The sequence below is a fragment of the Christiangramia sabulilitoris genome, assembly GCF_007050985.1.
In the GTDB taxonomy this organism is placed as follows: domain Bacteria; phylum Bacteroidota; class Bacteroidia; order Flavobacteriales; family Flavobacteriaceae; genus Christiangramia; species Christiangramia sabulilitoris.
Genome location: NZ_VHSF01000001.1, coordinates 1,147,558 through 1,163,604 on the forward strand (window position 1 = coordinate 1,147,558; position 16,047 = coordinate 1,163,604).

The 16,047-nt window shown below is 39.9% G+C and carries 14 protein-coding genes and 1 tRNA gene; 6 read left to right on the plus strand and 9 right to left on the minus strand.

The features are described from left to right. Window positions 1–8: 8 nt before the first annotated feature. The 5 genes from FGM01_RS05190 to rseP all read right to left on the minus strand — a co-directional run bounded on the left by FGM01_RS05190 (window position 9) and on the right by rseP (window position 6,640). A complete protein-coding gene (locus FGM01_RS05190; RefSeq protein WP_143410057.1) occupies window positions 9–545 on the minus strand; it encodes a macro domain-containing protein in 537 nt (178 codons plus the stop codon). A gap of 129 nt (window positions 546–674) precedes the next feature. After that, complete coding sequence (locus FGM01_RS05195) at window positions 675–2,918, minus strand: inorganic phosphate transporter (RefSeq protein ID WP_143410058.1); 2,244 nt, start codon at window positions 2,916–2,918, stop codon at window positions 675–677. Between the two features lie 70 nt (window positions 2,919–2,988). Then, on the minus strand, window positions 2,989–4,194 hold the full coding sequence (locus FGM01_RS05200; RefSeq protein ID WP_143410059.1) for a porin: 1,206 nt from the start codon (window positions 4,192–4,194) through the stop codon (window positions 2,989–2,991). A gap of 827 nt (window positions 4,195–5,021) precedes the next feature. After that, window positions 5,022–5,095, minus strand: a tRNA-Asn gene (locus FGM01_RS05205). A 228-nt stretch (window positions 5,096–5,323) separates the two neighbouring features. Beyond that, window positions 5,324–6,640 carry an RIP metalloprotease RseP gene (rseP, locus tag FGM01_RS05210; protein WP_143410060.1) on the minus strand — a complete coding sequence of 439 codons (1,317 nt, stop codon included), beginning with the start codon at window positions 6,638–6,640 and terminating at the stop codon, window positions 5,324–5,326. A gap of 153 nt (window positions 6,641–6,793) precedes the next feature. Here rseP and FGM01_RS05215 point away from each other — a divergent pair, with 153 nt between their 5' ends. The 4 genes from FGM01_RS05215 to FGM01_RS14520 all read left to right on the plus strand — a co-directional run bounded on the left by FGM01_RS05215 (window position 6,794) and on the right by FGM01_RS14520 (window position 10,057). Beyond that, window positions 6,794–7,465 carry an SCO family protein gene (locus FGM01_RS05215; RefSeq protein WP_143410061.1) on the plus strand — a complete coding sequence of 224 codons (672 nt, stop codon included), beginning with the start codon at window positions 6,794–6,796 and terminating at the stop codon, window positions 7,463–7,465. Window positions 7,466–7,540: 75 nt separating this feature from the next. Then, window positions 7,541–7,771, plus strand: a complete 231-nt coding sequence (locus FGM01_RS05220) for a FeoA family protein (protein ID WP_143410062.1) — start codon at window positions 7,541–7,543, stop codon at window positions 7,769–7,771. A gap of 1 nt (window position 7,772) precedes the next feature. Beyond that, a complete protein-coding gene (feoB, locus tag FGM01_RS05225) occupies window positions 7,773–9,875 on the plus strand; it encodes a ferrous iron transport protein B (protein ID WP_143410063.1) in 2,103 nt (700 codons plus the stop codon). A gap of 11 nt (window positions 9,876–9,886) precedes the next feature. Beyond that, window positions 9,887–10,057: a hypothetical protein gene (locus FGM01_RS14520; protein WP_208012714.1), complete on the plus strand. Its 171-nt coding sequence runs from the start codon at window positions 9,887–9,889 to the stop codon at window positions 10,055–10,057. A gap of 3 nt (window positions 10,058–10,060) precedes the next feature. On the opposite strand, the gene FGM01_RS05230 is transcribed toward FGM01_RS14520, so the two are convergent. The 3 genes from FGM01_RS05230 to FGM01_RS05240 are packed head-to-tail and all read right to left on the minus strand — an operon-like array spanning window position 10,061 to window position 12,001. Next, complete coding sequence (locus FGM01_RS05230) at window positions 10,061–10,471, minus strand: hypothetical protein (protein WP_143410064.1); 411 nt, start codon at window positions 10,469–10,471, stop codon at window positions 10,061–10,063. A gap of 48 nt (window positions 10,472–10,519) precedes the next feature. Next, complete coding sequence (locus tag FGM01_RS05235; RefSeq protein ID WP_143410065.1) at window positions 10,520–11,341, minus strand: ZIP family metal transporter; 822 nt, start codon at window positions 11,339–11,341, stop codon at window positions 10,520–10,522. Between the two features lie 3 nt (window positions 11,342–11,344). Beyond that, window positions 11,345–12,001, minus strand: coding sequence for a metal-dependent transcriptional regulator (locus FGM01_RS05240; RefSeq protein ID WP_143410066.1), 657 nt, complete (start codon window positions 11,999–12,001; stop codon window positions 11,345–11,347). A 98-nt stretch (window positions 12,002–12,099) separates the two neighbouring features. Here FGM01_RS05240 and FGM01_RS05245 point away from each other — a divergent pair, with 98 nt between their 5' ends. Together FGM01_RS05245 and FGM01_RS05250 are read left to right on the plus strand one after the other, a co-directional pair. Beyond that, window positions 12,100–14,400: a TonB-dependent receptor gene (locus tag FGM01_RS05245; protein WP_143410067.1), complete on the plus strand. Its 2,301-nt coding sequence runs from the start codon at window positions 12,100–12,102 to the stop codon at window positions 14,398–14,400. Continuing rightward, window positions 14,400–14,882, plus strand: a complete 483-nt coding sequence (locus FGM01_RS05250) for a thioredoxin family protein (protein ID WP_243735762.1) — start codon at window positions 14,400–14,402, stop codon at window positions 14,880–14,882. The genes FGM01_RS05245 and FGM01_RS05250 overlap by 1 nt, the downstream gene beginning before the upstream one ends. 319 nt (window positions 14,883–15,201) lie before the next feature. Here FGM01_RS05250 and FGM01_RS05255 read toward each other — a convergent pair whose 3' ends face one another. After that, on the minus strand, window positions 15,202–15,936 hold the full coding sequence (locus tag FGM01_RS05255) for a TerB family tellurite resistance protein (RefSeq protein WP_143410068.1): 735 nt from the start codon (window positions 15,934–15,936) through the stop codon (window positions 15,202–15,204). Window positions 15,937–16,047: the final 111 nt, after the last annotated feature.

Here is a 16,047-nt window from a genome sequence, read left to right on the forward strand (position 1 = left end):
AAGTTAGGTTAGCCCGGACTTATTTGGGCCAGTTTTGATTTATACAGATTAAAGTCCTCATCGCTGAATAACACAAATTTAATCTTTTTGAGATGCTGAATTCGGGGCAATACTCCTAAAACTGTATTAAAAACAACATCTATAGCTTCTAAAGGAGGATATCCAAAAATACCTGTGGAAATAGCCGGAAAACCGATTGATTGTAGTTTATGCTTATCTGCCAGATTGATGGAGTTTTGGTAACAGGCAGCCAGGAATTTGTCCCCGGGAATATCTTTGCCATAGACCGGACCCAAGCAATGGATTATATATTTATTTGGCAGACCAAAAGCTTTAGTAATCACCGCCTCACCTGGTAAAATAGGTGCAAGATCTTTACATTCCTTATATAAATCTGGTCCGGCTTTGCTATGAATCGCACCGGCAACACCACCGCCGGGAGCCAGCATCGAGTTTGCAGCGTTTACCACCGCATCCAGGCCCGGCTGTACAGCGATATCCCCTTTGGAAATTTCTATCTGAATATTATTCAGGGTTTTGATCATATGAATAAGTTATGTCATTAATATAACTAAATTCCAGAAATGGCCATCAGAGCTTTTTACTTCCGGTAAGAAATAAATAGAAAAGCCCCTCTTCTCAGAGTGGCTTTTAATTTGAAGGTTTAAATATGATTATACCTTTTTATAACTGGAGTTATACTCCTCCATAAGATTCATGATCGCATTCATCAATTCCTTAGTCTCAAGTAACAGGTTAAAATACAAAGTTGTATTCTTTGGACTGGATTCTTCAGTTCTTGTTCTTGCAACCTGCGATTCTATCTTATCATTGATAGATTGCAGCATTCTTGATTTAGATGCAACAATATCACTTATCTCAGTAAAATTCCTTTCGGTAAAAATTCTATCGATCTTTGTAAGCAATTCACTTAAAGTATCATCTACCTCTTTAAGATCGATAATTTGATTGTATTTAAGTGGCTTGTGATTATTATTCACATGCTTGTGACTCTTTTTAGAAATATATTCCAATGATTGAGCAATATCTGTAAGGTGACCAAGAATAGCGATATAGAAACTACTTCCTCTCACGCTGGTCTCATCAAGACTTTTGATGAAGAAGAAGATATGATCGCGCAGTTCTTCGATCTCAGCCTCTAGTTTATCCACACCTTTTTTACTCTTCTTCAGTTTCTTTTTATCCTGCTTGGCAAGACCTGTTAAAACATCAGAGTAAATTTTGTTCGACCTCGAAACAACGTTGGAGATATTATCGGCACTTTCAGCAATAATACCCTGAACTGTTTTGCTTTCAGACTTCTTAAGCCCGGATTTGTCAGCCTTGGCAGTCGATTTGTTCTTATGTGAAACATAGTTTCTTACTAAAAGTCCGATGGCAGCTAAAAGCAGTATTGCTATTGCAGGTCCTTTTCCTAGGTAAATAATATAAGTAAGAATACCTGCTGCAGAGAATGCACTAAAAGCGGTGAAGAACCAACCTCCAATTACATTAAGAACACCCGCAACTCTGTAAACTGCACTTTCTCTCCCCCAGGCTTTATCTGCAAGTGAAGTACCCATCGCGACCATAAAGGTTACATAGGTAGTAGATAATGGCAATTTATAAGAGGTAGCGATAGAGATCAATACCCCGGCAACGGTTAAGTTGATGGAAGCCCTGATCATATCAAAAGCAGGCTGCTCTTCAGATTTATCACCTACAAGAATATCATCTGGCTTATAAAAGCTTTTACTGATCTTTCTCTTAGTTCCAGTTGGAAGAATTAGTCTTAGCGTATCTGCAAGTTTTGTACTTCCTGCCACTACGGCCCTGGAAAGCATGTTAGGATCAAATTTCTCAGTTCCATGACCTTGTCTGGACAGGCCAATTTCAGTCTCTGCTACAGTTCTTGCCTTTTTAGAGAACCATAGGGTTAATACCATAATACCACCTGAAATGAATAACAGAATTGGCTCTGCAGGTACTTTTTCTCTTAAAACTTCCATAGAGAAAGTAGAAGCCGCCTGCCCTGAAGCTACCCATGCCTCATAAGAGTGGTAAGCTGCCATAGGTACCCCAATAAAGTTCACCAGGTCATTCCCGGAGAATGCCAGGGCCAAACCAAATGTCCCTATCGCGATCACTATGATAAGAATACTTTTCTTAAATATCTTCATGAACAACCATGAGAACAGTGTCCAGAAAACAAAGCTTACCCCAATCACTGTAATCCACTGGCTCGCTAAAATATCTTTAAAACTATCGTAATAAGGAGTTCCTTTTAGCCCTTTGAAGAAAATGAAATATCCAATAGCGGTCAAACAGAACCCTCCAAATAAAGCTCCAAAGTTTTTGATCTTCTTTTCATACTCAAAAGAGAATACCAGTCTGGACAACCACTGCACCAGAGCACCAATAGTGAAGGCAATGATTACAGAAAGGAATATTCCCGAAATAATTTCGGTTGCTTTATCTGTATTTATGTATCCTGCCAGGTTTGAAAGCGTTTGCGTATCTGAAGCACTTATTTTGATAAGCGCCATTACAACCGCTGCCCCAAGTAATTCGAAGACAATAGATACCGTGGTAGATGTAGGCATCCCCAGGGTATTAAAGAAATCCAACAGTAATATATCGGTTATCATGACGGCCATAAAAATGATCATGATCTCATCAAAGTAGAACTGGCCGGGCATAAAGATCCCTTTACGTGCTACTTCCATCATTCCACTGGAAAAAACAGCCCCGAAAAAGATTCCCAGGCTGGCCACGATCATAATAGTTTTAAAAGAAATGGCTTTAGAACCAATCGCTGAGTTCAAAAAGTTCACTGCATCATTACTAACCCCAACCACCAAATCTGCGATGGCAAGAACCACTAATGCTACTAACATCAATAAATAAATATTTTCCATTTTGTCTATTTATAAAGCGGTGCAAGTATCCAATCAAAAAAAGGAACTAATGTTACCAAATTGTTATTTTTTAAAAGTGAAAGTCAAAACCTGCTCTAAAGGAGATGAAATCATTGATTTCGTTCTGTCTCGCGTAGGTAAGATCTGCCTGGATTTTCAATTTATGTCCAACAATATATTTAGAAGCACCAAGAGTATACTGCTCTGTGTCTAGTAAATTCGTTATTTCGTTGAAATCATTCATTGAATATCTTGCTGCAATCTCGTAATTATTCTTAAATAAATAACCTGCCTGGAAATTAAACGCGTCTCCTTCTGCTACAACATATTCAGCAAAATTAGATTCACCCTGTTGTCTGGCCAGTGGTTCATCTGCTTCCCTGTTTGCATATTCAGTCATTACAGACAATCCTTTATATTTAAAAACAGCGTCTACGAATATAGAAGTGATATCTGTCTCGTAGATATCCCCATTATCAAGAATCATATAACTACCCTGGTTACTACGAGTTTTAACAGCATTATCATTATAATCGTAAACTGCCCCAACCATTAATTTAGGTGTTTGTTCGCGTTCCAGGTCAGAATTTGAATAATCACCTTTTTTCTTAAATTCACCAAAAGGTAAGAATTCCAGTCTGCTGGTGTATTGCATTCCACCCAGATTTCCTACAGTAATATTTCTACCTTCTCCCTGTGAAAGTGCAAACTTCTCCTTGATAACAAAGTTTTCACCTACATTGATCTTATGGTGCAATTGCAATCCAATGTCACGGTCTATATTGAACCTGCTGTTTAGGATAGAACGATCTATAAACTGAAGATTTCCTGAAGAAATTACACGCTCTACGTTCCCAGGAAGCTTAGTTTGCCCGGCCCATAGTTCAAAATTCTCATAGAAGTTCCACTTAAGTACAGCATCCAGAATATATCTAGGAGCATTCGCGGTAAACTGATTAGCTCCCCCAATATCATTGTTAGATAATCCCAGCTCGATCTTATATTTTAATTTTGGGGTAAGTGCCCAGCCATCAAATTTTAACCTGGCTCTTCTTATTAGGAAAGCCTGTTCTGGATTCCCGTAATCTTCACCATCATAATCGAAAATAGTATAAGATCTGAACTGCATGCGGGGAGCAAACTTTACACTAAAAGAGCTATCCTTTGCAGTATAATTGATAAGGCCTTTTCCAAATTTAGTATCGCTTATCTCCTGCGAAGACATATTGAAAGACATCAAAAGAAAAGCAAATACGAAATAAAATGTATTCTTCATTACAACCGTTTTTTTAGTTTTTGTCGGCCGCAAAGAAACAAAAGGAGTGTTAAGTTAATGTTAGCATAGCATTAAACCTAAGGTATCATTTAAATGATAAAAAAGGGCTGCCGGAGAGGGCAGCCCTGCACACTATTTCCATCAAGTCGACAAAAACTAAACGATTATAAGCGTGTGCTTAAAGTGCTAACAAATAAATACTACCAGTTTAACCTTATTATCAACAATATATTAAGTTAAAATTAATAATGTTTCCTACAGGTGTTCTCTATGCATGGTTTTTTACTAATCACCTTTTAATTTATAGCTCAGCATAGCCTCACGCTCAAACCTTAATTGCATAAAAAAAGCCCGGCATAAATACCAGGCTTTTCACTTTGTAGCTCCTCCTCTTGGGCTCCCTTCGACTCGTACCTCGCTCAGGATAAACTTCTCGCCCAAAGTAAAACCCATAAAAAAAGCCCGGCGTAAGCACCAGGCTTTTCACTTTGTAGCTCCTCCTCTTGGGCTCCCTTCGACTCGTTCCTCGCTCAGGATAAACTTCTCGCCCAAAATAATTCCCATAAAAAAAGCCCGGCGTAAACACCAGGCTTTTCACTTTGTAGCTCCTCCTCTTGGGCTCCCTTCGACTCGTTCCTCGCTCAGGATAAACTTCTCGCCCAAAATAAAACCCATAAAAAAAGCCCGGTGTAAACACCAGGCTTTTCACTTTGTAGCTCCTCCTCTTGGGCTCCCTTCGACTCGTTCCTCGCTCAGGATAAACTTCTCGCCCAAAATAAAACCCATAAAAAAAGCCCGGTGTAAACACCAAGCTTTTCACTTTGTAGCTCCTCCTCTTGGGCTCGAACCAAGGACCCTCTGATTAACAGTCAGATGCTCTAACCAACTGAGCTAAGGAGGAATGTTTTGCTCTCAAAGCGGTTGCAAATATAAATCAAATTTTAAATGCTGTCAAAAGATTTTTTCGATTTTTTTCGAAGAATTTTTTAAGTTTTTTGAATCTATCGGATTGTCAATATTTTAGATACCTCCAACCTTAATGAATATATAAATTATTTAAGTTCCGGATTGCCTTAATAAAAAAAGCAGCCCATTAATGACTGCTTTTAAATATTATTAGAATTGAATTTTATTCAAATAACCAGCGGTAAATATCATTCCCGTTTGCGTAAAGTACCAGCGCAATCAATAAAAAGAAACCTACCATCTGTGCGATCTCCATAAATTTATCATTAGGTTTTCTACCGGTTACCATTTCATATAATAAGAACATAACATGGCCGCCATCAAGGGCAGGAATTGGCAGTATATTCATAAAAGCAAGAATGATGGATAATAAAGCTGTGGTGTTCCAGAACCCATACCAATTCCAGGTATCAGGAAACAGACCTCCAATAGCACCAAAACCACCTAACTGGGAAGCTCCTTTCTGGGTAAATACATATTTGAATTGAGCAATATAATCATGAAGAGTCCAGTAACCGTAATCGAATCCGGCACTAATACTTTCTACCAGACTAAATTCTTTGGTCTGTACCTCCAAACCGGTCTTAGGACCAATTCCCAGTTTCCCATCTTCATCTGGGGTCACCATTACACTTTGCAATTCGCCGTCTCTCCTGAATATAACCTCTATCTCTTCTCCTTTATTCTCATTGGAAACCGGGGCAATCTCGTGCCAGTAACCTATTTCAATGTTATTCAGAGATATGATGCTATCTCCTTTTTTTAGCCCGGCCAATGCGGCAGACTTATTTTCAAGAACGGTGTCGAGAACCGGATAATTAATTGGTATAAAAGGCTGCATTATCCCTTCCTGGAACATCTGGCTTCCTATATCTTCAGGAATTTCGATGGTTTCTACAGAACCATCCTGGTGCTCTACCGTAATATTTTCTACATCTCTTAGAAAAAGATATTTATTAACGTCATTGTAACTCTCAACATCTTTCCCATTCATTCTTAAAACCTTGTCCCCGTCTTCAAACCCAAATTGCTTGAAATTTTCAGCAACAGCATAACCATTGGGAAGATCTGCAGGGTCTATATAAGGTTTCCCCCATACGAACATGATCATCATGTAAATAAGAAATCCCAGAACCAGGTTTACCGTAACCCCGCCAAGCATAATAATAAGACGCTGCCAGGCCGGTTTACTTCTAAATTCCCACTCCTTTGGAGGAAGAGCCATCTGCTCCTTATCCATGCTCTCATCTATCATCCCGGCGATCTTCACATAACCACCAAGGGGCAGCCAGCCTATACCATAGACCGTACCTCCTATTTTCTTCTTAAATAAGGCAAATTTAACATCGAAGAACAGGAAGAATTTCTCAACCCTGGTCTTAAAAAGTTTGGCCGGTACAAAATGACCAAGTTCATGCAGAACGATCAAAAAGGACAGGCTTAGTATTAATTGTATGGCTTTTACTAAAAATGGATCCATCTAGTTTCTTCAAATTTAAAATCGCACAAAAGTAAGTTTTTATAAGCTCCTACAAAAGTTTAAGTTTCATGTGATATGTCACCATAGTAAAAATTCACCGATAGAATTCGACTATTTGAACCACAGGCCATAACTTTGCAAAAAATTAAACTTATGCTCAAGTTTTTTGCCAGATACAAAACCTTTGCCATAGTTTTCTTTATCATCTCGGTAATTATAATTTTCTGTATTTACACTTTACTTAAACCTGTGGAACGTCTTCCTGTATATCAGCCGGATATGGTGAATGCAGAGCTGGTGGATTCCACGATGCAGTATGTACGCAAATATCATAGGATCGCAGATTTTGAATTGATTAATCAAAACGGGGATACCATTACTGAAGAATATTATAAAGACAAGATCTATATAGCAGATTTTTTCTTCACCACCTGCCTAACTATCTGCCCGATCATGACAGATCATATGATAAAAATACAGGAAGAAATCAAAAATGATGATGAGATACTTTTGCTTTCGCATACCGTATTCCCTGTTGCAGATAGTGTTCCTGTCTTAAAAAAGTATGCCCTGGAAAAAGGGGTGTTAGATGAAAAGTGGAACCTGGTGACCGGCGACAAGAAAGAGATCTATGATCTTGCCCGCAAATCTTACCTGGCCTCTAAATCCAACGGTGATGGCGGTAAATATGATATGATCCACACAGAAAATTTTGTCCTTGTAGATAAGAACCGGCAAATTAGGGGATTCTACGACGGGACAGATCCTGAGGCCATTGAAAACCTGATGCATGACCTGAAAGTGCTGAAGGCAGAGTATCGCTAATAAATTCCCGTTTAACTTTTGTATTGCTCTAAATTCCATTACTTTTGCCTTGTTTAAAATCAATCTAAATAAAAGGTGAAGGTGACGGTAGCTAATTTAAAGAGGGGTCAGCGGGGAATAATTAAAACATTCTCTGCAGAAATGCTGCCATTAAAGCTTCTGGAAATGGGTTGTCTTCCCGGTAATGAAGTGGAACTTGTGCAAACGGCACCATTTCAGGATCCAATGTATTTAAACATCAACGGCAGTCATCTGGCCATAAGAAAAGAAACCGCTCTTTTAATAGAAATTGAATTAATAGGTTAATATGGGTAAGCAAATTAATGTTGCTTTAATTGGTAATCCCAACACCGGCAAGACTTCCGTTTTTAATCAGTTAACAGGCCTTAATCAAAAGGTTGGTAATTATCCCGGTATCACAGTTGAAAAGAAAGAAGGCATCTGTAAACTTCCCCGGGGATTAAAGGCCCATATTCTTGACCTTCCGGGTACTTATAGTCTTAATGCTTCCTCTTTTGACGAGAATGTGGTAATTGAACTTCTCCTGAATAAAAACGACAAGGATTTTCCGGATGTAGCTGTAGTGGTGAGCGATGTTGAAAATCTTAAACGGAACCTGCTTCTTTTTACCCAGATAAAAGACCTTGGAATCCCCACGATTCTGGCCATTAATATGGCAGACCGGATGGAACGTAAAGGAATTACGCTGGACGTTGAACTTCTTGAAGAACGATTAAAAACCAAAATTGCCCTTATTAGTGCCCGTAAGAGAATGGGCATCGACTATCTAAAGGAACTCATCCTTAACTACAGGCATATTTCAGTAGAACCCTGTGTGAACGCATCGGTCATGGATCCTGAATATTTTGGTAATCTGAGAAAGGCATTTCCAAACCAATCTATTTACAAATTATGGCTGGTAATTACCCAGGATGTCAATTTCGGGAATATAGATCGTGGCGAATTAAAGAAAAACTCAGATTTCAGTACGAAATCTGTAAGCGATCTTAAAAGGCTTCAGCAGAAAGAGACCATATTAAGATATCAATTTATCAATGGTGTTTTAAAAGAAGCCATGAAGGTTGATAAAAATGCCGCTACAGATCTAAGATCAAGACTGGACCGCACCTTAACCCATAAATTCTGGGGTTATTTTATCTTCTTCGGAATTTTATTATTGATCTTTCAGGCTATTTACAGCTGGTCCAGCTACCCCATGGATATGATCGATGCAGCCTTCGCCTCGTTAAGTGAATGGACCAAGAATAACCTGCCCAATGGATCTTTTACCGATCTTATCGCTGAAGGTATCGTCCCGGGACTGGGAGGAATAGTAATTTTTATTCCTCAGATCGCCTTTTTATTCCTGTTCATATCGATTCTGGAAGAATCGGGTTATATGAGCCGGGTTGTATTTTTGATGGACCGGATCATGCGCCGCTTCGGGTTAAGCGGGAAGAGTGTGGTACCGCTGGTATCAGGTACCGCCTGCGCTATCCCGGCAGTAATGGCAACCAGGAATATTGAAAACTGGAAAGAACGGCTTATCACCATCCTTGTGGTACCCTTCACCACCTGTTCGGCCAGATTACCTGTGTATCTTATCATTATAGCTTTGGTGATCCCAGACCGTACCTTTTTAGGACTTAATTTACAGGGAATTACCCTTATGATCCTTTATTTACTTGGTTTCGGGATGGCTATATTTTCAGCCTGGATCCTGAACAAGATCATGAAAACGAAAAGTAAAAGCTATTTCGTTATCGAAATGCCCAACTATAAACTACCTATGCTCAAGAACGTTACGATCAACGTTGTTGAAAAAACAAAATCTTTTGTTTTTGGCGCAGGTAAAATTATCCTGGCAATTTCAGTTATTCTGTGGGTGCTTGCCAGCTACGGTCCCGGTGAAGATTTTGAGAATGCCGAAGAAATTGTCACATCGCAATACACTACAGAAAGTAATATTTCTCAAAGTGAGATCGATGAGGAGATCGCTTCTTATAAATTGAAGAATTCCTATATCGGGATCATGGGAAAAGGGATCGAACCAGCGGTAGCCCCATTAGGTTATGACTGGAAGATCGGGATTGCAATCATTAGCTCCTTCGCAGCGAGAGAGGTCTTTGTTGGTACTTTAGCGACTATTTACAGTGTAGGAAGCGATGAGGAGGAAACCATTAAAAACAGAATGGCCGCAGAAACCAACCCGATACTCGGAGGTCCTCTGTTCACTTTCGCCAGCGGAATCAGCCTGCTGTTATTTTATGCTTTTGCTATGCAATGTATGAGTACACTGGCCATAGTAAAAAGGGAAACGAATACCTGGAAATGGCCATTATTGCAACTGGTAGTTATGAGTGTTTTTGCTTATGTAGTGGCACTAATAGCCTTCCAGATCCTTAAGTAGTAAGGAATAGAATGTTAAACGACTTAAATTATATGGAACTTTTACAGGAAATACTGGTCTTTATAACTTTCTTATTCGCGTTGGGATATATGATCACCAAATTCGTGTGGAAACCATCTTTCCTGGGAAGAAAGAAAAAAGAGGGTTCCTGCGGTGTATCAGATTGCGGGTGCAGTGATTAAGGTCTAATTATTCTCTTCTGAAATTTTCATCCACAGCCTGTATTCGTCGTCCGAAGTTTTCGATTTGATGCTGGGATAAGGTTCAACTTTAAGGCCTTGAATCAGGAGATTTTCAACCCCGAAAACTTCTGAAATATCAACCCCGGCAACCGTTACAATTTTTTCTCCTTTTCGCTTTCCGTCTTCATAGAACTCGAGCAGCACCTTTACTTCTCCTGCCCAGACACAAGTAACCTCAATGGGACATCTGGAATCTGAAATCACTTTTTTAAAAACGATCTGCTTACTACCATTTAAAGGCAATTGATCGCCTAAACATAATGTAGCTTCCGTGACTTTATATTCATTCTGAACCGGTTGCTGAAAAAACGTAATAGCGGAGTAGCACAATATCAGGAATACAGATATTTTCATAAGAATCTTTATTTTAAAGACGACCCGCTAATATAAAAGTTGCAGAAATTAACCCAGACCCACATCCAGGGTCATCATCACCATAAACCCACCTATGAATCCCATGGTGGAAATATCGGTAAAGTTACCTTGCTGAGCTTCCGGCACCACCTCTTCCACTACCACAAAGATCATAGCCCCGGCAGCAAAACATAACGCATAAGGCAAAATTGGTTGAAAGGTAAGAACAGCCCATGCGCCTAAAACTGCTGCAACCGGCTCCACAATTGCCGACATTTGCCCGTAGTTAAAACTTTTCCAGCGACTTAGACCCTGTCTTCTTAAGGGCATAGCGACCGCAAAACCTTCGGGGAAATTTTGCAGGCCTATCCCTATTGCCAGGGCTACAGCTCCACCGATACTTGCTCCTTCAAAACCTGCCGCAACTCCTCCAAATAATACACCTACGGCCAGGCCTTCAGGAATGTTATGCATGGTTATTGCCAGGGTAAGTAATACAGATTTATGCCAGGGAGTTTTGATTCCTTCAGATTCACTCATTTTAAAATTTACATGAAGGTGAGGCAATACTTTATCCAATCCAAAAATGAATAAAGCGCCTAATCCAAACCCAACCAGTGCCGGGATCACTTTCACAAAACCTTCTCCCGGGCTCATTTCAATTCCCGGCGCAAGAAGACTCCAGAAACTGGCTGCCACCATCACACCGCCGGTAAATCCAAGCATTCCGTCAAAAAAAGCCCGGTTCATTCCCTTAAACAGAAATACCAGTGAAGCACCTAAAGCCGTAAGTCCCCAGGTAAATAGCGTAGCGATGAACGCCGCAAATACCGGGTCCAGTGTTTCAAAATAGTTTATAATATAATCCATTTCTTATGTCGTTTTTATAAATAGGTTAGCCGAAATCAAATTGGAGATCATCAACTCATTTCCATCCATTTCTATTAACATTGACTGATCGAATTCTTCTTTTTCCAGGACCCTGATCTCTTTGCCAAGAGAAATCTGATTCTTATCCAGGTATTGTAAAAACTCTGTTGAAGAATCCTTTACACCAACGCAAATACCGGTTTGCTGTTCCTCAAGATCAGATAAAAGAGCCCGGTTAGCCACAGAAAAATTTCCCTGTGCATCTGGAATAGGATCGCCGTGAGGATCCCTTTTTGGGAACTCCAGGAATTTATCGAGTTCGTTGGTGAGTTTTTCAGACTTGATATGTTCTAGTTGCTCTGCGACTTCATGAACCTCATCCCAATTAAACCCAAGTTTTTCCACCAGGAAGACTTCCCATAAACGGTGTTTCCTTATTACTTCAATAGCCGCACTTTTCCCGGCAGAACTTAGTTTTACACCCTGGTATTTTTTATAATTCACGAGGTCCTTGTCTGATAGCCGCTTGATCATGTCTGTTACTGAAGAAGCCTTGGTCTGCATTTCTTCAGCCAGGGCATTGGTACTCACCCCTCCCTTGTAAGAATTCTCAAGGTGGAAAATGGCTTTCAAATAATTTTCTTCAGATAAACTGAACATAAATCCTGTTTTATTGGCCCAAAAATACATTTTTAAATTTGATAAATCAATTTTTTAGATGAGACTAAATTTATTTTATACCTTTGTAAAAAAATTGAATGAGATATTTATCCTTACTTATAATTTTAGTCACCTTTACGGCTCAATCACAGGAAGCTACTGTCTTTGGACGGGTAACTTCTGAAGAAGGACCTGTAGCTTTCGCCAGCATCTACCTTAAAAATACCGACACTGGTGTGGACGTAGATATAGACGGAAATTATGAAATAAAGGTACCGGCAGGCGAGCCTACCTTAATAATTCAGTTCCAGGGTTATCGCACGGTAAAAAGACAGTTGAACCTGACTAAAAATGAAAGGAAACAACTTAATATCTTTATGGAGCCTAATCCTTCATCGCTGGATGAAATAGTAGTGACCGGAACCAGAACTTCAAAAAGAAGGACAGATTCTCCCGTAATTGTAAACCTCATTAATAGTGAAACTCTGGAACAGGTTACGGCAACAGACCTTTCCCAGGGTTTAAGATTCCAACCGGGACTTAGAGTAGAAACAGATTGCCAGACCTGTAATTACACGCAGTTAAGAATGAACGGCCTACAGGGTGGTTATTCGCAAATAATTATCAACGGCAGACCAATTTTCAGTCCGTTAACAGGTTTATATGGTCTTGAACAGATCCCGGTGAACATGATTGAAAGGATTGAAGTTGTTCGGGGAGGTGTCTCTGCATTATATGGTTCCAGTGCTATTGGAGGAACGGTGAATGTCATCACCAAGATTCCGAAGCAAAACAGCTACGGCCTCTCCTATACTTATGAAAATATAGATGGACAAACAGATCAGAATATCTTTGGAGGAAATGCCACCGTCGTTTCAAAAGACTATAAATCTGGAGCAAATTTCTTCGTGAGCCATAGAACCCGGGGCCTTTACGATGCTAATGGAGATAATTTCTCTGAATTACCGGAACTGGAGGATAATTCATTTGGTGTAAATGCTTTCTACATACCTACAGAAGATTCAAAAATAAATCTGAGTCTGAGCAGCCTTTATGAATACAGGTATGGCGGAGAAATGGTTACCGGTCCTGCTTATCTTTCAAAACAAAGTGAAGAGCGAACCCATAACGTGCTGATGGGTAGCCTGGATTACCAGGTCAATTTTAATGAGGACAAAAGCTCTCTCATTTTCTATTATGGCGGTCAAACCACAAAGCGGGATCACTATACCGGAATTATTCCTGATGACGAAGAAGAAAAAAGCGAATTTTTCGCCAATCCACCTTACGGAACTTCTGAAGTTACCACCCACCAGGGAGGTGTACAATACAATCACAGGATCGATAATTTTCTAGGTGGTAGTTCTGTTATGACCGGGGGATTGGAATATGTCTATGACGATGTCTATGACGAGATTGAAGCCTACAACTACCTTATAGACCAGACAACCCGTAATCTTGGGATCTTTTTTCAAAATGACTGGGATATTTCTAACAACCTGAATTTTCTTTCCGGTTTTCGGGTTGATAAACATAACCTTGTAGATCATGCGATCGTAAGCCCACGGCTTTCACTGCTTTATAAACTGAAAGAAACCACCCAATTCCGTTTGGGATGGGGAACGGGGTTCAGGGCACCGCAGGCTTTTGATACCGACTTACACATCGCTTTTGCTGGAGGTGGAATCTCAAGAATTTCCCTGGCAGATAATCTAATTGAAGAGAGATCGAACAGTTACACCGCCTCGATAAATTATGACCGGGCTACAGAGCACTTTATTTGGGGATACACCGTAGAAGGATTCTACACCACCCTGGATGATGCCTTCTTTTTATCCCCGCTGGGTGAAGATGATTTTGGGGAAAGATTCGAAAAGAGAAATGGAGAAGGTGCCACGGTAAAAGGGTTTACCCTTGAAACGAGGGCAAACTTCGATTACCTTTTTGAACTGGAAGCAGGATTTACCCTGCAATCAAGTAATTTTGATGAACCGGTGGAAAACATCGCCGGCCTGGAATCCAGACGGGAATTTCTAAGGACCCCGAATGACTATGGTTATGCCACTCTTACTTTTACGCCAAATAAAAGATTCAGCGCCACCGCCAATTTTGTTTATACCGACGAGATGGATATAGTTCACTTCGCGGGAGAAAATACGGGACAGGATATCGATGAATATGATGTTACCCCTTCATTTGCAGAAATCAGCCTGAGGCTGGGATATGATATTCCGTTAAAATCTATAAACTCGACCCTGGGTATATTTGGTGGAATTAAGAACCTTGGCAATGCTTACCAGGATGATTTTGATACCGGGAAAAATCGAGATAGTAATTATGTATACGGGCCGGGGGTTCCCCGTTCTATTTTTGTGGGATTAAAAATTGATTCATTGTAGTGAAACTAAAAGTTTTACATATAATTTGTATTACCTGTCTTTGTGCATTCAATTTAAATGCTCAAAAGCAGACCAGTGGGGTTAACTGGATCACTTTTGAGCAATTGTATGATTCCATCCAGAATAAGCCTAAGAAAGTTTTTATAGACTTTTATGCCGACTGGTGCATGCCCTGCAGGAAAATGGATAAGGAGGTTTTCCCTGCTCCGGCTATATCCAAAATTCTCAATGAAGATTATTACGCAGTAAAAATGAATGTTGAAAGTGCCGATACCATCAGGTTTGGTAACCAGATCTTTGTTAATGAAAGATTGAATCGCAGAAATCCCGTGCATCAAATCGCTCTATTGATGGCGAGAAGAAAAAACAGGCCATTTTCATTACCGGCAATGGTCATTTTGGATGAAAATTTTGAAGCTAAGGCAAGATATTTTCAATTCCTCAATACAGACCAACTGCTTGACATACTGCAATCAAACTAATTAAATTGTAAGGGTTCACCGGTTTTTACGGCTATTTCTATATAAACCCTTTCCAATAAAAAATTAAGCTGTTGATTTTGTTATTAGATCTATGGCGTTTTAATAATCCAGATCACACCTCTGTTTGAAGCTTATATGGACTACTGGTGAAGATCTGCAAATCATAACGAACTTTCCTACTCTATCAGTACGGGTGTTCAATTATTGTTCACTAATATGTTGATCTCGATTCTGGCCCTACCCGGGATCTTTATTCAGCAGTGGACAAACCGAACCCCGTACTCTTTTTAAGGAAATAACATAGATCTTCCAGGGTAACTTAAAGGCCTCTTTCTTCCTGGATCTGTTCGTATGCTTCCTGTACCTTGGTAAATTTCTCCTGTGCACCTTTGCGGTAAGCTTCATCCATATGACCTAATTTATCGGGATGGTACTTTTTGGCCATTTTTCGGTATGCCTTTTTCACTTCAGAATCTGTAGCAGATTTATCTATTTCCAGGATAGTATAGGCAGAGTCTGTATTTTTGAAGAACATGGCTTTAATACTCTCAAAGTCCCGTCTCCCTATCTGGAGATAACCCGCAATTTCCTGGATCACCTGTGCTTCAGCTTCACTTACATGCCCGTCTGCTTTGGCGATTCCGAAGAGAAAATGAATAATTTGTAACCTGGTAGGATATTTGGTTCGTGCAGCAAGATATCTCGCAATATTGGAAGCAGAAACCTGCCTGTTTTTCACCACCTCATTAAAAGTGCGAAAGGTTGCATTCGCACGCTCTTTTCCATAGGCCTGGATAAAATAAGACCTTACATAATCCAGTTCCTGCTGGGATACATTGCCATCTGCCTTGATAACGATCGAACTTAGCGACAACAAATTCAATTCAAAATCACCGGGCGAAACACTTTGCTTCTGCCCCCCGACCATCGAATTGAAGATACCACCCGTAGACCGGATATAGTTATCCAGTAAAGAACCTAAAATAAATCCTAGAATAGCACCGGGAAACCTGAAGTACATATATCCCAGAACTGCGGCAAGCCATTTGATCATTGGGCAATTTTCTTAAAGCGCAAAGATAACATTTTCAATATTTAAATAGCAATCTAAGCTGCTCCGTTCTTATTCGATGCGATAAATTGAACCTATTCGCACATAGTAATT